Below are 18,450 nucleotides of genomic sequence, written 5' to 3' on the forward strand. Positions count from 1 at the left end.
CTGATTACTTCTTGCTCTTGGCGGATTCGCGGTCGTAGGCGGCGCGGTTGAAGCTCTCGCCGCCGGATTCGGCGACCTGGCGCACGATGGCCCAGTCCTTCTGGTAGGTCACAGGGTAGAAGCGGTCGGCGCCGTCGAAGGCCTTGGACATCTCGGCCGGGAAGCGGTAGTCGTAGAAGCACTTGAGCATCTGGTCGCGGAACTTCGGCTCCAGGTCATGCGCGTAGGCGAACGACGAGGTCGGGAATTTCTCGCTCTTGTAGATGACGCGGAAGTCGGCTTCCTTGACCTGGCCGCGCTCGATCATGCGCTTGAACACGTCCGAGGCCACGGCGGCGGCGTCGTAGTCGCCGGAGTTCACGCCCATGACGGACTGGTCGTGCTTGCCGGAGAACACCACCTTGTAGTCCTTGTCGGGCGTCAGGCCTTCCTTGGGAAACAGCGCCACGGGCGCCATGTGGCCGGAGTTCGACGACGGCGCGGTGTGCGCCAGCTTCTTGCCCTTGAGGTCGGTGAGCTTCTGGTACGGGCTGTCCTTCTTGACGATGACGATCAGGTTGTAGCCCTGGAAGCCGTCGGCGTAGCCCTTGACGGCGAACGGCACCGCGCCGGCGATGTTCACGGCGAAGGCGGTGGGGCCGGTGGAGAAGCCGCCCACGTGCAGGCGGCCCGAGCGCATGGCCTCGATCTCGGCGGCGTTGCTCTGCACCTGGTAGAACACCACGCGCTTGCCGGTGCATTCCGACAGGTGCTTGGTGAACGGCTTGAAGATGTCTTCATACACCGCCGGGTCTTCCACCGGGGTATAGGTGAACACCAGCGTCGACGGCGTCTTGAGCTTGGCCGGATCGGTGGGCGTGTCGGCCACCAGGTCCTTGTTGGCGTCGCAGTACATCTGGTCCAGGTCGCCCCGGTTCGGGCAGGTGTCGGCGGCGTGGGCGGCGGACGCCCCGAACGCGAGCGCGGCCAGGGAGGCCGCTTGCAGTAGACGCAAGGCGCGCATCGTATGTCTCCTCTTGTAGGTATGAATATGACTAGTAACTGAATTCAAACATACAAGCGGGGGACGGACACTTGGGAAAGTCCCTGCCTTTTTTTTCGGGTTTTGTTCGTTTTGTTCGCTTCAGGTTCGTTTTTGCGCGAACGGCGCGAGGGCCCCGTGGACGGATCGGCGGATCCGCCCTGGGGGCTCGCGGGTCAGGCGGGGTGGCAGGGTCAGGCGCGGTAGCCGAGCTTGCGCGAGATTTCCTGCGCGCAGGCCAGCAGGGGGCGGGCGATGGCGCCGTCCCAGGACACGTCGAACAGGCCGGTGGGGCCCAGGCTGGTCAGCGCCAGCACGATGTTGCCGGTGTTGTCGAAGACCGGCACCGACAGGGCGTCGACGCCGGGCAGCGGGTTGCCCAGCGCGCGGGCCATGCCGTGCACGCGGATGTCGGCCAGTTGCGCCTCGATGTTGGCGCGGCTGGCCTTGCGCGGCGGCGGCACGCTGGCGATGACGGCGGTGTCGCCTTCCTCGCGGGCGATGTAGTGCTCGCTGACCTTGGGCGGCAGCCAGGCCGCGAACACCAGGCCGGTGGCGGTGTGCAGCATGGACATCACGGTGCCCTTGCGCATGTTCACGTGCACCGGGTAGCTGGCCTCGGTCATGTGGATCATGGTGGGGCCGTGCGAGCCCAGCACCGCGATCCCCAGCGTGTGGCCGATCTCGGATTGCAGCTTGGCGATCTCGGGCATGGCGATGCGCACCGGATCCAGCCGTTGCAGGCTGACCAGGCCCATCTGCAGCGCGAACGGCCCCAGCTCGTACTGGCCGGTGATGCTGTCCTGCTGCACCAGGCCGACGCGGATGAAGCTGACCAGGTAGGGGTGGGCCTTGGCCGAGGTCATGCCGGCGCCGGCGGCCAGGTCGCGCAGGGTCAGCGGCTTGGCTGCGTCGACCAGCGCGGCCAGCAGCGGCACGCCGACCTCGATGGACTGGATGCTGCGGCGGCCGTCGTTGGCGGCGGGGGCGGAAGGTTTGGCGGTGGCCACGGTGCGAGCCTCAGGCAGTGACGGCGCGGGCGGCCAGCAGGCGGTCGGCCATCTCGGTGAAGCCGGCGCCGCCGTGGAACGCGGCCACGTAGGCGGGGCGATGCGTCAGGCGGTGCAGCTGCGACTGGATGTTGGCCACGCCGACCGAGACCGGGAAGTAGGCGAACATGGGCTCGTCGTTGGGCGAGTCGCCGATGAACAGGGTGCTGTCGAGTGCGCCGGCCACGTCCATGCCGAATTCGCGCTGGAACAGGGTGCGCGTCATGGTCAGCTTGTCGTAGTCGCCGAACCAGCCATTGACGTGGATCGAGCTGACCTTGGCCTGGGCGCCGGCGTCTTCGAAGATGCGCACGATGCGGCCGATGTCGGCCTCGGGCAGGGGCGGCACGTCCTCGCAGAAGTCGATGGCCAGGTCGGCCACGCGGTAGTCCTGGTCGCTGGCCACGGCGGCGCCGGGCACCTCGGCCAGCACCCGGTCGCGGATCGCGTCGAGCTGCTTGCGGCTGGCCTGGCGCGAGGCCGCGTCGGTCCAGTAGTGCGTGACCATGCGGCGCGCCTGGCGGTCGTAGGCGTAGTAGAACGCGCCGTTCTCGCCGACCACCGCGCGCACCGGCCACATGCGGGCGATGTGGTCGCACCAACCGGCCGGGCGGCCGGTGATCGGCACCACCTGGATGCCGGCCTGTTCCAGGCGTTCCAGGGCGGCGTAGGCGTCGGCGGGCAGCCGGCCTTCGGTGGTCAGGGTGTCGTCGATGTCGGTGAGCACGACGCGGATCCCCGCGGCGACGGTCAAAGGCATGGCCGCAAGGGCTTGCATGGCGTTTTTCCTTGGTTTTATGGGGTGTTCTCCGGCCGAAAGTTTAACCGGATGGCCCTGTTTGGGCGGGGGCGGCGCGGCCCGGTAGGGGATATGGCGCCAGGGGCGGTAAAATCCGGGCTTTCCCGCCTGGTTTACGTGCCCGCCATGTCCGTCCAGTTGTCCCCCTTGCCCGGCTCCGAGCCGGAATCCTTCGATATCGCCTCGGTCGCCGAGATCATCGCCGAGCTGCGCGCCGGCCGCATCGTCATCCTGGTTGACGAGGAAGACCGCGAAAACGAGGGCGACCTCGTCATGGCCGCCGAATTCGTCACGCCCGAAGCCATCAACTTCATGGTGACCCATGGCCGCGGCCTGGTGTGCCTGACCCTGACCGAAGAGCGCTGCCGCCAGCTGGACCTGCCGCTGATGGCCGCCCGCAACGGCACGCGATACGGCACCAATTTCACCCAGTCGATCGAGGCCGCCGAAGGCGTCGAGACCGGCATTTCGGCCGCCGACCGCGCCCGCACCATCCAGGTGGCGGTGGCGCGCGACGCCAAGCCGTCCGACCTGGTCCAGCCCGGCCACATCTTCCCGGTGCGGGCCGTGCCCGGCGGCGTGCTGGTGCGCGCCGGCCACACCGAGGCCGGCTGTGACCTGACCGCCATGGCCGGCCTGACCCCGGCCGCCGTGATCTGCGAGATCCTCAAGCCGGACGGCACCATGGCGCGCCTGCCCGACCTGGTCCAGTTCGCCCGCGAGCACGGCCTGAAGATCGGCACCATCGCCGACCTGATCCAATACCGCAGCGAGCACGAATCCATCGTCAAGCGCGTCGGCAAGCGCAGCATGCAGACCGCCTGGGGCACCTTCGAGGCCGTGGCCTACGAAGACGCCGCCACCGGCTCGGCCCACCTGGCGCTGGTGCATGGTACCGTGGCGCCTGACGTCGAGACCCTGGTGCGCGTGCACGAGCCGGCCTCGGTGCTGGACGTGCTGGATACCGGCGCCAGCCCGCACAGCTGGGGCGTGGCGCAGGCCCTGCAGACCATTTCGCAGGCGCCCGCCGGCGTGCTGGTGCTGATGAACTGCCAGTCCTCCACCGAGCACCTGTTCGCGCAGATCGCCGGCTGGAGCGACCCCAAGGCCAATGCCAACCCCGCCAACGCCGACCGTTTCGGCCTGCGCACCTACGGCATCGGCGCCCAGATCCTGCGCGACCTGAACGTGGGCCAGATGAGGCTGCTGGCCCGGCCGCGCAAGATGCCCAGCATGGCGGGCTTCTCGCTCACCATTACGGGTTACGATTGCGACCCTCTGAACACTCCCGCAACACACTGAAGGCCGACACATGAACCCTTACATCCTTACCCCCGACCTGAACGGCGAAGGGCTGCACATCGGCATCGTACGCGCCCGCTTCAACGAAGAGATCGGCCAGGCCGAACTCGAGGCGTGCCTGAAGGAACTGGCCGAACTCGGCGTGGACGAGCGCGACGTGATGGTCGCCACCGTGCCGGGCGCCCTGGAACTGGGCGTGGCCCTGTCGCACATGGCCGAGACGTTCGAGTTCGACGCCCTGATCGCGCTGGGCGCGGTCATCCGCGGCGAGACCTATCACTTTGAAGTGGTCAGCAATGAAATGGCCACTGCTATCACCCGCATCTCCCTCGAGACCGGCATCCCGGTCGCCAACGGCGTGCTGACCGTGGACACCGACGAGCAGGCGCAAGCCCGCGCCGCCGGCAAGGGCCGCGACTGCGCGCAGGTGGCCGTTGAAATGGCCAACCTGGTGGCGGCCCTGGAGCCCGAGGAAGAAGACGAAGACGACGAAGACGAGGACGAAGATTTTGACGACGAAGAAGACGACGACCAGCGCTGATAGCGCGGCGCAAGCCCGCGCCAACGCCCGCAGCGCGCGCCGCCGTGCGCGCGAATTCGCGCTGCAGGGCGTGTACGCGTGGCTGCTGCGCGGCGGCGAAGGCACGCAGGACGCCGGCGAGATCGACGCCCACCTGCGCGACACCGAGGAATTCTCCGAGGCCGACGCGCAGTGGTTCAAGACCTTGCTGCATGGCGTCCTGCGCGAGGCGCCCGCGCTGCGCGAGCGTTTCACGCCCTACGTCGACCGCCCGCTGGCCGAGCTGTCGCCGGTCGAGCATGGCATCCTGCTGATCGGCAGCTTCGAACTGATCCATCATGTCGAAGTGCCGTACAAGGTCGCCATCAATGAAGCCGTGGAGCTGGCCAAGTCGTTTGGCGGCACCGATGGCTTCAAGTTCGTCAACGGCGTGCTCGACAAGCTGGCTGCCGACGTGCGGGCGCACGAAATTAAGAAGTAGTTTCCCCCCCCCCGAAGCGCGGAGCGCTTCCCCCCCAGGGGGGCGCCGCTGCGGACCGGCGGAGCCCGGATCCGCGCGGCCCGGGTTTGGGGAGGCCTATTTCGTTTGGGGAGCCCATTTTTTGGGGGAGCTTCCTGGGGCAAGCTTCCTATTGGGGGAGCTTTCCCTCGTTCCTTTGGCGATTCTCCCTTTGGGGCGTGGCTCCTGGTTGGGAGTCAATACCGGCTGTTGCGCCGGACTGCGGAGTTGTCGTGGCGTCCGAATTCGATCTGATCGCGCGCTATTTCACGCGCTCCGCCCCGGCGGGCCTGCTGGGCGTGGGGGACGACTGCGCGTTGTTTCCGGTGCCGGCGGGCGAGCAGGTGGCCACCAGCACGGATCTGCTGCTGGAAGGCCGGCATTTCTTTCCCGATGTCGATCCGAAGGCGCTGGGGCACAAGGCCCTGGCGGTGAACCTGTCGGACCTGGCCGCCATGGGCGCGCGGCCCATCGGTTGCGTGCTGGGGCTGGCGTTGCCGCGCCTGGACGAGCCGTGGCTGGCGGCGTTTGCCGACGGGTTCCATGCGCTGGCGGCGGTCCATGGCTGCCCGCTGATCGGCGGCGACACCACCCGCAGCGCCCATGACCTGGCCATCAGCGTGACCGTGTTCGGCGCCGTGCCGGCGGGCGCCGCGCTGCGCCGCGACGGCGCGCGGGCGGATGACGATATCTGGGTGTCCGGCGAACTGGGCGCGGCCGACGTGGCCTATCGCCTGCTCGACGGGCAGTATCCGGCCGACGCGGCGCGGCTGGCCGCGACCCGCGGCGCGCTGGAGTGGCCCGCGCCGCAGGTGGCGCTGGGCCTGGCGCTGCGCGGCATCGCGCACGCCGCCATCGATATTTCCGACGGGCTGTTGCAGGACCTGGGCCACATCCTGGCGGCCAGCCGGGTGGGCGCGGTGCTGCATGAAGACCGCATGCCCGTGGCGGCCGCGCTGGCCGGCATGCCCGCCGAGCAAGTGCGCCGCGCCGTGCTGGGCGGCGGCGACGTCTACCAGCTTTGCTTCACCGCGCCGGCCGCCCGCCGCGACGCCGTGCTGGCCGCCGCGCAGGCGGCGGGCGCGCGCGTGACCCGGGTGGGCAGCATCGTGGCGCAGTCGGGATTGGCGGTGCTGGACGCCGCGGGGCAGCCATTGGCGCGCTTGCCTGCCGGCTTCGACCATTTTCCCGCCGCCTGAGCGGCCGCCGGTTTGGCGGCGAGCGCCGCCAAACCCTGCCACAATCGCTGCCATACGCGCCGCCAACAATAGCGCCATTCCCCCTGTCATCATCGGGCCCTCATCCATGCCGTCCTCATCCCCCCATTCCCCGTCGATGCGCGAACGCTCGCGCGCGGTCTATCCGTCGCTTTCCTGGGTCTGCCGCGATCCCGGTCGGCTGATCGCCTTCGGCCTGGGCAGCGGCCTGGTCCGGCCCGCCTCGGGCACCTGGGGCACGCTGCTGGCCTGGATCATCTGGGTCGCCGCCGCGCCGGCCGCGTCCGACCTGGCCATCGGCATCTTCCTGGCGCTGGCCTTCCTGTACGGCTGCTGGGCCTGCGATCGCGTCGGCCGCGAACTCCAGCAGCCCGATCATGTCGGAATGGTGTGGGACGAGATGGTGGCGTTCTGGCTGGTGCTGTGGCTGACGCCGGCCGGCTGGCTGTCGCAGACGCTGGCGTTCTTGCTGTTCCGCACGTTCGACATCGTCAAGCCGCCGCCCATCAAGTTCTTCGATGCCCGCCTGAAGGGCGGTTTCGGGGTAATGTGGGACGATATCGTCGCGGCCGGATACGCTTTGCTGATCATGGCGCTGGCCGTGCGCACAGGAGTCTTGGGATGAACCAGCAACAGGAAAGCACGCGGTCCAATCTGTCGGCCGAACAACTGGCGCAAGCCACCGCCTACGGCCTGGCCGAACGGCTGGGCGACACGCTGCGGCGCCAGGGCCTGATCCTGGGCACGGCCGAGTCGTGCACCGGCGGCCTGCTGGCCGGCGCCGTGACCGCGGTGCCCGGTTCCAGCGAATGGTTCGACCGCGGCTTCATCACGTACAGCAACGACGCCAAGGTGGCCGAGCTGGACGTGTCGCCGGATGCCTTGCATCACTTCGGCGCGGTCAGCGAGCCGGTGGCCCTGGAAATGGCCAACGGCGTGCTGCTGGCGTCGCCGGCGGCGCAGGTGGCGGTGTCCACCACCGGCATCGCCGGCCCGGGCGGCGCCACGCCGGGCAAGCCGGTGGGCATGGTGTGCTTCGGCTTCGCGCAGCGGGTCGGCGACGGCATCAGCAGCCGCGCCGTCACCCACGTGTTCAGCGGCGACCGCGCGCAGGTGCGCCACGCCTCGGTCGAATTCGCGTTGCGCGGCTTGCTTGAACTGCTGGGAGCGCCGGTCAACCGGCGTTGAGGCGGCCGCGCGCGAGGGCGCGGTCGGGAAACACGCAGGCAGGGGCCGGGCGGCCCCCGCAAGCGCGGGTCAGCGCACCGCGTTGATGGCGTCGCGCAGGCCGCGCGCGGCCGTGCCGGCGGCTTCGCGCCAGTCGTCGCCGCCGCTGGCGTAGATGATGGCGCGCGACGAGTTGATCATCATGCCGTTGCGCGCGGCGTTGGCGCCGGCGTTGACGGTGGCGGTGATGTCGCCGCCCTGGGCGCCGATGCCCGGCACCAGCAGCGGCACCGCGTCGCCGATGCGCTGGCGCACCGCGGCCAGCTCGTTCGGGAAGGTCGCGCCCACCACCAGGCCGCATTGGCCGTTGGCATTCCACTTGTCGGCCACCAGCCCCGCCACGTGCAGGTACAGGGGCTCGCCGTTATCCATCTTGAGGAACTGCAGGTCCGAACCGCCCGGGTTGGAGGTGCGGCACAGCACGATCACGCCACGGTCGCGCCACGCCAGGTAGGGCTCGACCGAGTCCAGGCCCATGTACGGGCTGACCGTCAGCGCGTGCGCCTGGTAGCGCTCGTAGGCTTCACGGGCGTAGTTCTCGGCGGTGGAGCCGATGTCGCCGCGCTTGGCGTCCAGCACGATGGGCAGGTCGGGATGCTTGTCGCGGATGTGCTGGCACAGCGCTTCGAGCTGCTCTTCGGCGCGGTGCGCGGCGAAGTAGGCGATCTGCGGCTTGAAGCTGCAGGCGTACGGCGCGGTGGCGTCGACGATGTCGCGGCAGAACTGGAAGATCGCGTCCGGCTTGTCCTGCAGTTCGCGCGGGAAGCGCTGCGGGTCGGGATCGAGCCCGACTTGCAGGAGCGAGTTGCTGGTGGTCCAGGCGTGTTCGAGTCTTTGAAGGAAATTCATGGGGAGTTCAGTGCAGTTTGACCCGGGGGCGCGTGCGCCGCATGAGCAGGCGCGCCAGGGCCAGGGAGGCGGTGCGTGAGATGCCCAGCACCGCTTTGTGGTGCATCAGGTGCAGGCTCATGTACATCAGGCGCGCCAGTGTACCGCTTACGAACAGTCCCCGTCCGGCCAGCTTGCCCATCAGGCTGCCCACGCCGGCGTCCTGGCCCAGCGAGACCAGCGAGCCGTGGTCCTCGTAGACGTAGGGGGCGGTGGGCTCGGCCGTGCGGCGCAGGCGCGCGGTGAGCTTCTTGCACAGGTAGTCGGCCTGCTGGTGCGCGGCCTGGGCGCGGGCCGGCACGGTGCGGCCTTCGCGCCAGGGCGCGGCGCAGCAGTCGCCCAGCGCCAGGATATGCGGGTCGGCGGTTTCGAGCCGTTCATTGACCTCGAGCTGGCCCAGCTTGTTCAGCGGCAGGTCCAGCTCGGCCAGCAGGGCCGGGCCCTTGATGCCGGCGGCCCACATGCACAGCCGCGCCGGGAATTCGCGGCCGTCGGCGGTCTTGACCGAATCGGCGGTGACTTCCGAGACCCGGCAGGCGGTTTCGACGCGGATGCCGAGTTCGGTGAGCCGCGCGGTGGCGGCGGCGGAGATCTTTTCGGGCAGCGCCGACAGGATGCGCGGGGCGCCCTCGACCAGCGTGATCGCCAGGTCGCGCTCGGCGCGGAAATTCGGCAGGCCGTAGGCGCTGACGACGTGGCTGGCCTCGACCAGTTCGACCGCCAGTTCGACGCCGGTGGCGCCGCCGCCGACGATCACCAGGTCCAGCCGCGCCGACGGATCGCGCACCTTGGCCTGGTCGACCAGCGCCATGGCCTTGAGCATGGTCAGGCGGAACTGCTCGGCGTTCTCGGTGGTGTCCAGCGTGACGGCGTGCTCGGCCGCGCCCGGGGTGTTGAAGAAGTTGGAGGTGCTGCCCAGCGCCAGCACCAGCGTGTCGTAGGCCAGTTCGCGGCGCGGCAGCACTTCCTGGCCTTGCGCGTCGGCCACGGCGTCCACGGTGACCTGGCGACGTTCGCGGTCGACGCCGACCAGCTGGCCCTGCGCGAACGAAAAGCCGTTCAGGTGCGCCAGCATCAGGTAGGACAGGCCTTCCTGGTGGATGTCCAGCGTGCCGGCCGCCGCTTCATGCAGCGACGGCTTCCAGATGTGGAACGGGCGGCTGTCGACCAGGGTGACGTGCTGGCGGCCGTGGATGCGGCCGAGCTTGGCGGCCAGTTCAAGGCCGCCGGCACCCCCGCCGACGATGACGATACGTTCCGAGGTGGCTGGCGTCGAGTTGGGCATCATGGCTCCCAGTATAGAGGCGCGGGCCCCTGGACGGGCAAGCCTGCGCCGGGATTCAGTGCATCACGAAGCGGCTGACCGCCACGCCGACCCAGACCGCCACGGTGAACAGCAGCAGCAGCATGACGGCGGCGCTGCCCAGGTCCTTGGCCCGGCCCAGCAGCGGATGGGTGTCCACCGACAGCGCGTCGGCCAGCGCCTCGACCGCCGAGTTCAGCAGTTCCACCGCCAGCACCAGCACCACGGTGCCGATCAGGAAGAAGACCTCGACCGTGGTGCGGCCCAGGAAGAACGCGGCCGGGATCAGCAGCACGGCCAGCGCCAGTTCCTGGCGGAAGGCCGCCTCGTACTTGATGGCGGCCTGCAGGCCCTGCAGCGAATAGCGCAGGGCGTTCAGGATGCGGCGCAGGCCGCCAGTGCTTTTGTAGGGCGAGTGATGCGGATCGGTCGACATGGGGAGCGTAATAAGGCCGGGTGTGGCGGCTTTTTAACAGATATGGATTGCCGGCGTGACGCGACGCACGGCGGGCAGGCCGGCAGCACATCGTCTTGGTAACGTCGAGTTACGTTTTGCCTTCGTCACGCCCATGCGATACCCTTGCGACGCGCGGATGCGCGACGGGGCCATCGATCTCGTCCGCCGCGTGCAATTTCCCTACCAACGCGCCTATCTGCAGGCCACGCGGCAGACGCATGACGGCGCTCTATGGCACGGCAATCCATGCTCGAACGCTTGAATACGGAGTCCTTGGCGCGTCTTCCCGCAGACGTGGAAAAACCCGGCTACGACCGCAGCCGGCTCACGCCGGGCATCGTGCACCTGGGGCTGGGCGCCTTTCACCGCGCGCACCAGGCGGTGGCGACGGACATCGCCATGGCCGCCAGCCAGGACCTGAGCTGGGGCATCCTGGGCGTGTCGTTGCGCAGCCCCGCCACCCGCGACGCGCTGGCGCCGCAGGACGGCCTCTATACGCTGGCGCTGCGCGACCAGGACGCCGACGGCCAGCCGCGCGAGCAACTGCGCGTGGTGGGCGCGGTGCAGCGCGTGATGGTGGCCGAGGAAGACCCCAACGCCGTGCTCGAGCGCATCGCCTATCCGCAGACGCGCATCGTCAGCCTGACCATCACCGAGAAGGGCTATTGCCACGAGCCGGCCAGCGGCCACCTGCGATGGGACGATCCGGACATCCTGCATGACCTGGAGAACCCGATCCGCCCGCGCAGCGCCATCGGCCTGCTGGTCTACGGCCTGGCGCTGCGGCGCGAGCGCGGCCTGCCGGCGCTGACGCTGCTGTCCTGCGACAACCTGCAGGCCAACGGCGATACCCTGCGCAGCCTGGTGCTGGCCTTCGCGCTGCGGCTGGACGTGGCGTTGACCGGCTGGATCGACGCCCACTGCACCTTTCCCAATTCCATGGTCGACCGCATCGTGCCGGCCACCCGCGACGACGACCGCGCGCGCATCACGCAGCGGCTGGGCATGGAAGACGCCTGGCCGGTGGTCGGCGAGCCCTACCTGAACTGGGTGATCGAGGACAAGTTCGCGGCCGGCCGTCCCGCCTGGGAAGCGGCGGGCGTGACCTTCGTGGCCAACGCCGCGCCCTACGAACGCCTGAAGCTGCGCATGGTCAATGGTCCGCATTCGGCGCTGGCCTATCTGGGCGCGCTGCTGGGCATCGAGACCATCCGCGAAGCCGCGATTCTGCCGGCGCTGCGTGAGTATCTCGATGACATGATGCGCCACGAGATCGCGCCGACGCTCAAGGGCATCCCGGACTCGGGGCTGGAAGGCTATCGCCAGCGCTTCCTGGCGCGCGTGGACAACCCGGCGCTGCCGCAGCCGACGCGGCAGGTCGCGATGGACGGCTCGCAGAAGTTGCCGCAGCGGCTCTTGGCCACCATCCGCGACCGCCTGCGCGGCGGTGACGATATCCGCCGCCTGGCGCTGGCGGTGGCGGCCTGGCTGCACTATCTGCGCGGCGAGGACGAGAACGGCGCCAGCCATGAGATCCAGGATCCGCTGGCCCGGCCGCTGGCCAGGCTGGTGGCGCGCGCCGACGTCGCGGCGCGGGCGGCGGCGCCCAAGCAGGCCGCGTATCGCCGCGCGCTGGTGCTGGCCGGTTATCGGCCGGTGTTCGGCGACCTTGGCGAGAAGCCGGTGTTCGTGGCGGCGCTGGCCGCGCAGCTGGAGAGCCTGCGCGAGCATGGCGTGTTGCACGCGCTGGCGGCGGTGGCGCGCGAACCCGAGCCGGCCGCGCCTGAGCCGGCCGCGCCTGAGCCGGCCGCACCTGAGCCGGCCGCACCGCTCGACGAGGCCGGCGACACGGCTTTGGCATCGCAAGAGTCGGCCAGCGTCGGCGCGTGACCCGCGCGGCGGCGGCCGCCGTCGCGCTACACGCCCAGGTAGTGCAGCAGGCGCGGCTCGTCGTCGATGAAGGCCTGCGACGTGCCGCTCCAGGCCACCCGGCCTTTCTCGATGATGGCGTGGCGGTCGGCGGTGGCCAGCAGCGGCTCCAGGTTCTTGTCGATGCACAGCACCGCCAGTCCGGTGCGCTTGAGGCTTTCCAGGGCCTGCCAGATCTCTTCGCGCACCACCGGCGCCAGTCCCTCGGTGGCTTCGTCCAGGATCAGCAGGCGCGGGTTGGTCAGCAGCGCGCGGCCGATGGCCAGCATCTGCTGCTCGCCGCCCGACAGGTGGCTGCCCAGGTGGCGCGCGCGTTCGGCCAGCCGCGGGAACAGCGTGTAGACGCGTTCCAGGATCCACGGCTGCGCCAGCCCCTGGCGGTTGTGCGCGGTGGCCACCAGGTTCTCGCGCACCGACAGGTTGGGGAACACGTGGCGGCCCTCGGGCACCAGGCCGATGCCGCATTGCGCCACCTTGTAGGCCGGCAGGGCGGCGACGTCGCGCCCGCCGAACGTGATGACGCCGTGGCTGGCGCGGTTCAGGCCCATGATGGCCTTGACCGTGGTCGATTTGCCCATGCCGTTGCGGCCCAGCAGCGTCACGAATTCGCCGGGTCCGATATCCAGGTCGATGCCGAACAGCGCCTGGCTGGCGCCGTAATGCGCGGTCACGCCGCGCAGCGACAGTAGCGCGCTCATGCGGGGGCTCCCTGCGCGCGGCGGCCGGCATGGCCGCGCTCGCTGCCCAGATAGCACTCGCGCACCTGCGGATCGTTGCGGATCTGGTGGGCGTCGCCGCAGGCCAGCGCGCGGCCGTAGACCAGCACCGTGATGCGGTCGGACAGCGCGAACACGGCCTGCATGTCGTGCTCCACCAGCAAGATGGTGTACTGCCCGCGCAGCCGCTGCAGCAGCCGCGTCATGGCCTCGGATTCGTGCTGGCTCATGCCGGCCATGGGTTCGTCCAGCAGCAGCAGGCTCGGCTGGCAGGCCAGCACCATGGCCAATTCCAGTTGCCGCAGCTCGCCATGCGCCAGCGCGGCGGCCGGGGTATCGGCGCGGCCGTCGAGTCCGGCCAGCGCCAGCGCGTCGCGCGCCGGTTCGCGCAGCGCCGGGGTGGACAGCATCGGCCGCCAGAAGCGGAAGCTGTGGCCGCGCCGCGCCTGCACCGCCATGGCCACGTTCTCCAGCGCGGTGAACGGCTTGAACACCGACGTGATCTGGTACGAGCGCGCCAGCCCGCGGCGCACGCGCCGCTCGACCGGCAGGCGCGTCACGTCCTCGCCATCGAGCAGCACGCGGCCGCCGTCGGGCCGCAGCTCGCCGCTCAACTGGCCGATCAGCGTGGTCTTGCCGGCGCCGTTGGGGCCGATCACGGCATGCAGTTCGCCCGGCCGGATGTCCAGCGACAGGTCGTCGGTGACGGTCAGGCCGCCGTAGCGCTTGACCAGGTGTTCGACGCGCAGCGCGCTCATCGCGGTTCTCCGGTGGGATGGGGCAGGGCGCGGGTGGCGCGCAGGCGTATCGGCGCGTCCGACAGGCCGCCATAGAGGCCGCGGCGCGACACCAGCACCACGCCCACGATCAGCAGGCCCATCACCAGCATCCAGTGGTCGGTCAGCAGCTTCAGGCCTTCCTCCAGCAACAGGAAGGCCAGCGCCCCGGCCACCGGGCCGAAGACCGTGCCCAGCCCGCCCAGCGCCACCATCACGATCAGTTCGCCGGAGGTGGTCCAGGCCAGGTACGAGGGCGACACATACAGCGTCAGGTTGGCCAGCAGCACGCCGGCCACGCCGCACACCATGGCCGACAGCACGTAGGCCGCCAGGCGGTAGCGCAGCGTCGCGAAGCCCAGCGCGCGCATGCGCCGCTCGTTGGCCTGGCAGCCGCGCAGGGCCATGCCGAACGGCGCGTGCACCAGCCGGTGCAGCGCGGCCAGCGCCAGCAGCAGCACGCCGAACGCGGTGTAGTACAGCGCCAGCGGCGTATCCAGCCGGAACAGGCCGAAGTCGCTGCCGGCGAACAGCGACATGCCATCGTCGCCGCCGAAGCCCTCCAGTCCCGTGGCCAGGAAATAGAACATCTGCGCGAACGCCAGCGTGATCATGATGAAGGCGATGCCGGACGTGCGCATCACCACGTAGCCGCTGACCAGGCCGACCACGGCGCAGGCGCCCAGCGCGGCCAGCAGGTGCAGCCAGCCGTTCTCGATGCCGTAGTGGTTCAGCACGCCGACCGCGTAGGCGCCCAGGCCCAGGTACAGCGCGTGGCCGAAGCTGACCATGCCGCCGTAGCCCAGCAGCAGGTTCAGCGCCAGCGCGGCGATGCCGTACACCAGCACCCGGCCGAACAGCGCCAGCAGGAAAGGTTCGCCCTGCCATTGCGCGTACAGCGGCACCAGCGCCAGGAGCAGCAACAGCGCGCCGGCGGCGAGCGTGCGGGGAGAGAGTCGAAGCATGTCGTGGCCTCCTTGGGCGCTATCCGTGCCGCACGGGAAACAGGCCCTGCGGCCGCAGCGCCAGCACCAGCGCCATGACGATGTAGATCAGCATCGAGGCGATCGCCGGCCCCGCCGCGTTGGCGGCGGCCGGCGGCAGCGCGGCGCGCAGCAGGGCGGGCAGCAGCGCCCGCCCCAGCGTGTCGACCAGCCCCACCATCAGCGCCGCCAGGAAGGCGCCGCGCACCGAGCCGATGCCGCCGATGACGATCACCACCAGCGTCAGGATCAGGATCGGTTCGCCCATGCCGGTCTGCGCCGACAGGATCGGCCCGGCCATCAATCCGGCCACGCCCGCCAGCACCGCGCCCAGCACGAACAGCAGCGTGTTCAGGCGCGCGATGTTCACGCCCAGCGCGCCCACCATCATGCGGTCGGTGGAGCCGGCGCGGATCAGCATGCCCAGCCGCGTGCGGTGGATCAGCACGTAGCAGCCCGCCGCCACCGCCAGCCCCGCCACGATGATGAGGAAGCGGTACAGCGGGTAGGTGACGCCCAGCAGGTCGATGGTGCCCGACAGCCACGACGGCAGGCCCATGCTGATGGGCGCCGGGCCCCAGATGATGCGCGTCAGTTCGTTGAAGAACAGGATGAAGCCGAAGGTGGCGAGCACCTGGTCCAGGTGTTCGCGCGGATACAGCCGCGCCAGCGCGATGCGGTCCAGCAGCAGCCCCAGCAGCGCCATGCCGGCCACCACCGCGGCGGCGGCCAGCAGGAACGAGCCGCTGTGGCGGAACACGGTGGCCGCAATGAACGCGCCCATCATGTACAGCGAGCCGTGCGCCAGGTTGATGAAGTTCATGATGCCGAACACCAGCGTCAGGCCGGCGGCCAGCAGGAAAAGCAGGATACCCAGCTGCAGGCCGTTCAGGGCCTGCACCAGCAGCAATGTCGCGGACATGGCGCCTTACCTCGTTCTTGCCCGGCAGGCCGGCGTCATTTCATGGCGCATTGCGCGGCGTACTGGTCGGAGACCTTGGACAGGTCGGCGAAGATCGGGCCCTTGTTGACGAAGCCGATCTTGCCGTCCGCGCCCGCCGCCACGTCGGCGCGGAAGAAGCCGGCCGCCGGGAAGTGGTTGGGCTGGTAGCGGAACTCGCCGCGCACCGATTGGAAGTCGGCCGCTTCCAATGCCTTGCGCAAGGCTTCCTTGTCGTCGGTCTTGCCGCCGGTGCGCTTGAGCGCCGAGCCGATCAGTTGCGCCGCGTCCCAAGACTGGGCCGCGTAGCTGGAGGGCTCGCGGCCGTACTTCTGGCGGAAGGCGGCAGCGAAGGCCTTGTTGGCGGCGTTGTCCAGGTCCGGCGAGTACGGCACGTTGGTGACCGCGCCCAGCGCATCCTTCTGCAGCGCGGGCAGCGTGGCGCCGTCGATGGTGTCCACCGACAGCAGCGGGATCTTGTCGAACAGGCCGGCCTGGCGGTACTGCTTGATGAAGTTCACGCCCATGCCGCCGGGAAAGAACACATAGGCGGCATCGGGCTTGGCGTCGGCCAGGGCCGCCAGCTCGACCGAGTAGTCGGGCTGGTTGACCTGGGTGAAGACCTCGTTGACCACCTCGCCCTTGAAGAAGCGCTTGAAACCCGCCATGGCGTCCTTGCCGGCCTGGTAGTTGGGCGCCAGCAGGTAGACCTTTCTGAAGCCCATCTGGTTGGCCATCTCGCCGCTGCCTTCATGGCGCTGGGTGTTGTTCCAAGAAGTCGAGAAGAAGAACGGCGAACAGTCCTTGCCCGCCAGGTTGGTGGGGCCGGCGTTCGAGCCCACCAGGAACACGCCGGCGCCCGTCACCGGCCGCGCCACGGCCAGCATCACGTTGGAATACACCACGCCGGTGATGATCGGCACCTTGTCGCTCTGCACCAGCTTGCGCGCGGCCTGCACGCCGACCTCGGGCTTGAACTGGTCGTCTTCCTTGATGACCTGCACCGGCACGCCGCCCAGCTTGCCGCCGCCCTGTTCGACGGCCAGCATGAAGCCGTCGAGCTGGTCCTGCCCCAGCACCGAGCCGGGACCGGTCAGCGTGGTCAGCAGGCCGATCTTGACGTCGGCCCAGGCGGCGGCGCCGGGCGCCAGTCCCATGGCCGCGGCGGCGGCCAGCAGATAGATGCGTTTCATGGTGATTCCCCTTGCGTTGCCGTGTCTCACGGTCATGGTTGGCGGGTGCTTCAACGGCCCAGCCCGAAAAAGGTCTGCGTGTTGCCCGACAGGATCTTTTGCTGCACGGCGGGCAGCAGCTCGGAGTTCGAGACCAGTTGGCCGACCTCCTGCTCGCCCAGCGGATACGGATAGTCGGAGCCCAGCAGCACGCGGTCCTCGCCCATCACGTCGATCAACAGGCGCAGCGAGCGCGGATCGAACACGGCGCTGTCGACGTAGAAGCGGTCGGTGTACGACGAGGGCAGCCGTGGACAGTCCTGGCGCACGATGTCGCGGTGGCGCCAGGCGTTGTCGACGCGGCCGAGCAGGAAGGCGAAGCTGCCGCCGCCGTGGGCGAAACAGAGCTTGAGGCTGCGCGGGATGCGCTCGAAGGCGCCGGACAGGATCAGCGACAGGATGCCCAGCTGCGTCTCGGCCGGCATCGCCACCAGCCATGGCAGCATCCAGCGCTTCATGCGGCCGTCGGTCATCATGTCCCAGGGGTGCACCAGCACCGGGATGTCGTGTTCGGCGCAATGCACCAGGAACTGCACCAGCGTGTCGTCGTCCAGGTCGCGCGGGCCGACGTGGTTGCCGATCTGCACGCCCAGGTGGCCGGCGGCGCGGGCGCGCGAGGCCTCGCGGCAGGCCAGGTCCAGGTCCTGCAGCGGCACCTGCGCCAGGGCCTTGAGGCGGTCGGGCGCGAACGCGCAGTGCTCCAGCGCCAGGTCGTTCATGCGCGCGGCCCAATCGGCCGCGGCCTGCGCCGGATAGGTGTAGCCGAACATCACCGGCGTGGCGCACAGGATCTGCAGGTCGACGCCGTGGCGGTCCATCTGCGCCACGCGCAGGGCCGGGTCCCACAGGGTCGCGTCGACCGGACGGAACGGACGGTCGCCGGCCATGATCTGGCCGGTCGAGCCATCGCCGTCGCGCCGCAGCCAGGGCGCATCCACCGGGTCCAGCGCCGCCGCTTCCTGCCGCGTGATGGGCGGGAAGAAGTGCGCGTGCATATCGATTTTCAAGGTCATAGAAGGACGGATGACAGGTTGGGGGCGTCAGGCGGGCGACGGCTGCGCGGCGGGGGCTTGCGCCTTGCCGGGGTGGATCGCGCCGCAGCCGGGGCAGGCGCGCTTTTCCTCGCTGGCGTAGAAGGCCTGGAACAGCGGCGGCAGGTCGGTCACGATGCTTTTCAGCTGCACCTCGACGCGGTGCACCAGGTGGCCGCAATGCGGGCAATACCATTCGAAGCCGTCCAGCAGCCCCTGCGGGCGCTGGCGCTCGATCACCAGACAGGCGCTGCCGGTCTCGGGACGTTGCGGCGAATGGCGCACGTGCGGCGGTAGCAGGAAGATGTCGCCTTCCTTCAGGTCGACGCGCTCGGGCTTGCCGTCGATCCACAGCGACAGCCAGGCGTTGCCGCGCACCTGGTAGAAGAACTCTTCCAGCGGATCGTCGTGGTAGTCGGTGCGCAGGTTGGGCCCGCCGACGACGGTGACGATGAAATCGGCGTCCTGCCAGATCTGCTGGTTGCCCACCGGCGGTTGCAACAGGTGGGCGTGGTCCTGGATCCAGCGCTGGAAATTCAGGGGCGGGCCATAGGCGGGCAT

20 protein-coding genes and 1 pseudogene are annotated in these 18,450 nt (G+C 69.6%); 7 read left to right on the top strand and 14 right to left on the bottom strand.

What is annotated here, in order from left to right; all coding sequences use genetic code 11:
- Positions 1-4: 4 nt before the first annotated feature.
- From phnD to AC1HFW_RS25150, 3 genes are all read right to left on the bottom strand, one after another.
- Positions 5-1,003, bottom strand: a complete 999-nt coding sequence (gene phnD / locus AC1HFW_RS25140) for a phosphate/phosphite/phosphonate ABC transporter substrate-binding protein (protein ID WP_061073312.1) — start codon at positions 1,001-1,003, stop codon at positions 5-7.
- 212 nt (positions 1,004-1,215) lie between these two features.
- Entirely contained in the window at positions 1,216-2,031 is an 816-nt protein-coding gene (locus AC1HFW_RS25145; protein ID WP_006391342.1) for an IclR family transcriptional regulator, read from the bottom strand.
- Positions 2,032-2,041: 10 nt separating this feature from the next.
- Complete coding sequence (locus AC1HFW_RS25150; RefSeq protein ID WP_006391341.1) at positions 2,042-2,848, bottom strand: HAD-IIB family hydrolase; 807 nt, start codon at positions 2,846-2,848, stop codon at positions 2,042-2,044.
- 147 nt (positions 2,849-2,995) lie between these two features.
- Between AC1HFW_RS25150 and ribBA the strand changes: the two genes are divergently transcribed.
- From ribBA to AC1HFW_RS25180, 6 genes are all read left to right on the top strand, one after another.
- Complete coding sequence (gene ribBA, locus AC1HFW_RS25155) at positions 2,996-4,171, top strand: bifunctional 3,4-dihydroxy-2-butanone-4-phosphate synthase/GTP cyclohydrolase II (RefSeq protein ID WP_035359520.1); 1,176 nt, start codon at positions 2,996-2,998, stop codon at positions 4,169-4,171.
- Between the two features lie 10 nt (positions 4,172-4,181).
- On the top strand, positions 4,182-4,712 hold the full coding sequence (ribH, locus tag AC1HFW_RS25160) for a 6,7-dimethyl-8-ribityllumazine synthase (protein ID WP_006391339.1): 531 nt from the start codon (positions 4,182-4,184) through the stop codon (positions 4,710-4,712).
- Entirely contained in the window at positions 4,681-5,172 is a 492-nt protein-coding gene (gene nusB, locus AC1HFW_RS25165; RefSeq protein ID WP_006391338.1) for a transcription antitermination factor NusB, read from the top strand. The genes ribH and nusB overlap by 32 nt, the downstream gene beginning before the upstream one ends.
- Before the next feature lie 251 nt (positions 5,173-5,423).
- Positions 5,424-6,389 (top strand): thiamine-phosphate kinase, encoded by a 966-nt coding sequence (gene thiL, locus AC1HFW_RS25170; RefSeq protein ID WP_061073314.1) that lies wholly within the window; start codon positions 5,424-5,426, stop codon positions 6,387-6,389.
- Between the two features lie 136 nt (positions 6,390-6,525).
- A complete protein-coding gene (locus AC1HFW_RS25175) occupies positions 6,526-7,032 on the top strand; it encodes a phosphatidylglycerophosphatase A family protein (protein ID WP_479286550.1) in 507 nt (168 codons plus the stop codon).
- Positions 7,029-7,595 carry a CinA family protein gene (locus tag AC1HFW_RS25180; RefSeq protein WP_061073316.1) on the top strand — a complete coding sequence of 189 codons (567 nt, stop codon included), beginning with the start codon at positions 7,029-7,031 and terminating at the stop codon, positions 7,593-7,595. Before AC1HFW_RS25175 ends, AC1HFW_RS25180 begins: the two co-directional genes overlap by 4 nt.
- Positions 7,596-7,664: 69 nt before the next feature.
- Here the strand turns inward: AC1HFW_RS25180 and pyrF are convergent, their stop codons facing one another.
- The 3 genes from pyrF to AC1HFW_RS25195 are packed head-to-tail and all read right to left on the bottom strand — an operon-like array spanning position 7,665 to position 10,261.
- Entirely contained in the window at positions 7,665-8,483 is an 819-nt protein-coding gene (gene pyrF, locus AC1HFW_RS25185; protein WP_061073317.1) for an orotidine-5'-phosphate decarboxylase, read from the bottom strand.
- Positions 8,484-8,490: 7 nt separating this feature from the next.
- Complete coding sequence (locus AC1HFW_RS25190) at positions 8,491-9,810, bottom strand: NAD(P)/FAD-dependent oxidoreductase (protein WP_006391333.1); 1,320 nt, start codon at positions 9,808-9,810, stop codon at positions 8,491-8,493.
- A gap of 52 nt (positions 9,811-9,862) precedes the next feature.
- Positions 9,863-10,261: a diacylglycerol kinase gene (locus AC1HFW_RS25195; RefSeq protein WP_006391332.1), complete on the bottom strand. Its 399-nt coding sequence runs from the start codon at positions 10,259-10,261 to the stop codon at positions 9,863-9,865.
- Between the two features lie 267 nt (positions 10,262-10,528).
- Between AC1HFW_RS25195 and AC1HFW_RS25200 the strand changes: the two genes are divergently transcribed.
- Positions 10,529-12,172, top strand: a complete 1,644-nt coding sequence (locus tag AC1HFW_RS25200) for a mannitol dehydrogenase family protein (RefSeq protein ID WP_479285490.1) — start codon at positions 10,529-10,531, stop codon at positions 12,170-12,172.
- Between the two features lie 26 nt (positions 12,173-12,198).
- On the opposite strand, the gene AC1HFW_RS25205 is transcribed toward AC1HFW_RS25200, so the two are convergent.
- The 8 genes and pseudogenes from AC1HFW_RS25205 to AC1HFW_RS25240 all read right to left on the bottom strand — a co-directional run bounded on the left by AC1HFW_RS25205 (position 12,199) and on the right by AC1HFW_RS25240 (position 18,450).
- Entirely contained in the window at positions 12,199-12,909 is a 711-nt protein-coding gene (locus AC1HFW_RS25205) for an ABC transporter ATP-binding protein (RefSeq protein WP_479285491.1), read from the bottom strand.
- On the bottom strand, positions 12,906-13,166 hold the full coding sequence (locus AC1HFW_RS25210; protein WP_479286552.1) for an ABC transporter ATP-binding protein C-terminal domain-containing protein: 261 nt from the start codon (positions 13,164-13,166) through the stop codon (positions 12,906-12,908). The genes AC1HFW_RS25205 and AC1HFW_RS25210 overlap by 4 nt, the downstream gene beginning before the upstream one ends.
- 6 nt (positions 13,167-13,172) lie before the next feature.
- Positions 13,173-13,619: pseudogene (locus AC1HFW_RS25215) on the bottom strand (ABC transporter ATP-binding protein); the annotation flags it as partial.
- Positions 13,620-13,681: 62 nt separating this feature from the next.
- Positions 13,682-14,668, bottom strand: a complete 987-nt coding sequence (locus AC1HFW_RS25220; RefSeq protein ID WP_479285492.1) for a branched-chain amino acid ABC transporter permease — start codon at positions 14,666-14,668, stop codon at positions 13,682-13,684.
- Positions 14,669-14,687: 19 nt separating this feature from the next.
- A complete protein-coding gene (locus tag AC1HFW_RS25225) occupies positions 14,688-15,608 on the bottom strand; it encodes a branched-chain amino acid ABC transporter permease (protein WP_006391326.1) in 921 nt (306 codons plus the stop codon).
- A 35-nt stretch (positions 15,609-15,643) separates the two neighbouring features.
- A complete protein-coding gene (locus AC1HFW_RS25230; RefSeq protein ID WP_479285493.1) occupies positions 15,644-16,819 on the bottom strand; it encodes an ABC transporter substrate-binding protein in 1,176 nt (391 codons plus the stop codon).
- Between the two features lie 50 nt (positions 16,820-16,869).
- Entirely contained in the window at positions 16,870-17,871 is a 1,002-nt protein-coding gene (locus tag AC1HFW_RS25235) for an amidohydrolase family protein (RefSeq protein WP_198486719.1), read from the bottom strand.
- 27 nt (positions 17,872-17,898) lie between these two features.
- A complete protein-coding gene (locus AC1HFW_RS25240; protein WP_006391323.1) occupies positions 17,899-18,450 on the bottom strand; it encodes a 3-hydroxyanthranilate 3,4-dioxygenase in 552 nt (183 codons plus the stop codon).

This window comes from Achromobacter sp. ISS7 (genome assembly GCF_056523125.1).

What these genes read in the sequence shown, in the direction of transcription:
- AC1HFW_RS25210 (WP_479286552.1), bottom strand. Translation starts at nt 13,166, where the DNA reads ATGGCCGGCATGAGCCAGCACGAATCCGAGGCCATGACGCGGCTGCTG.
- AC1HFW_RS25150 (WP_006391341.1), bottom strand. Translation starts at nt 2,848, where the DNA reads ATGCAAGCCCTTGCGGCCATGCCTTTGACCGTCGCCGCGGGGATCCGC.
- pyrF (WP_061073317.1), bottom strand. Translation starts at nt 8,483, where the DNA reads ATGAATTTCCTTCAAAGACTCGAACACGCCTGGACCACCAGCAACTCG.
- AC1HFW_RS25225 (WP_006391326.1), bottom strand. Translation starts at nt 15,608, where the DNA reads ATGTCCGCGACATTGCTGCTGGTGCAGGCCCTGAACGGCCTGCAGCTG.
- AC1HFW_RS25235 (WP_198486719.1), bottom strand. Translation starts at nt 17,871, where the DNA reads ATGACCTTGAAAATCGATATGCACGCGCACTTCTTCCCGCCCATCACG.
- AC1HFW_RS25195 (WP_006391332.1), bottom strand. Translation starts at nt 10,261, where the DNA reads ATGTCGACCGATCCGCATCACTCGCCCTACAAAAGCACTGGCGGCCTG.
- AC1HFW_RS25200 (WP_479285490.1), top strand. Translation starts at nt 10,529, where the DNA reads ATGCTCGAACGCTTGAATACGGAGTCCTTGGCGCGTCTTCCCGCAGAC.
- AC1HFW_RS25190 (WP_006391333.1), bottom strand. Translation starts at nt 9,810, where the DNA reads ATGATGCCCAACTCGACGCCAGCCACCTCGGAACGTATCGTCATCGTC.
- AC1HFW_RS25230 (WP_479285493.1), bottom strand. Translation starts at nt 16,819, where the DNA reads ATGAAACGCATCTATCTGCTGGCCGCCGCCGCGGCCATGGGACTGGCG.
- ribBA (WP_035359520.1), top strand. Translation starts at nt 2,996, where the DNA reads ATGTCCGTCCAGTTGTCCCCCTTGCCCGGCTCCGAGCCGGAATCCTTC.
- AC1HFW_RS25220 (WP_479285492.1), bottom strand. Translation starts at nt 14,668, where the DNA reads ATGCTTCGACTCTCTCCCCGCACGCTCGCCGCCGGCGCGCTGTTGCTG.
- AC1HFW_RS25180 (WP_061073316.1), top strand. Translation starts at nt 7,029, where the DNA reads ATGAACCAGCAACAGGAAAGCACGCGGTCCAATCTGTCGGCCGAACAA.
- AC1HFW_RS25205 (WP_479285491.1), bottom strand. Translation starts at nt 12,909, where the DNA reads ATGAGCGCGCTACTGTCGCTGCGCGGCGTGACCGCGCATTACGGCGCC.
- ribH (WP_006391339.1), top strand. Translation starts at nt 4,182, where the DNA reads ATGAACCCTTACATCCTTACCCCCGACCTGAACGGCGAAGGGCTGCAC.
- AC1HFW_RS25240 (WP_006391323.1), bottom strand. Translation starts at nt 18,450, where the DNA reads ATGCCCGCCTATGGCCCGCCCCTGAATTTCCAGCGCTGGATCCAGGAC.
- phnD (WP_061073312.1), bottom strand. Translation starts at nt 1,003, where the DNA reads ATGCGCGCCTTGCGTCTACTGCAAGCGGCCTCCCTGGCCGCGCTCGCG.
- AC1HFW_RS25175 (WP_479286550.1), top strand. Translation starts at nt 6,526, where the DNA reads ATGCGCGAACGCTCGCGCGCGGTCTATCCGTCGCTTTCCTGGGTCTGC.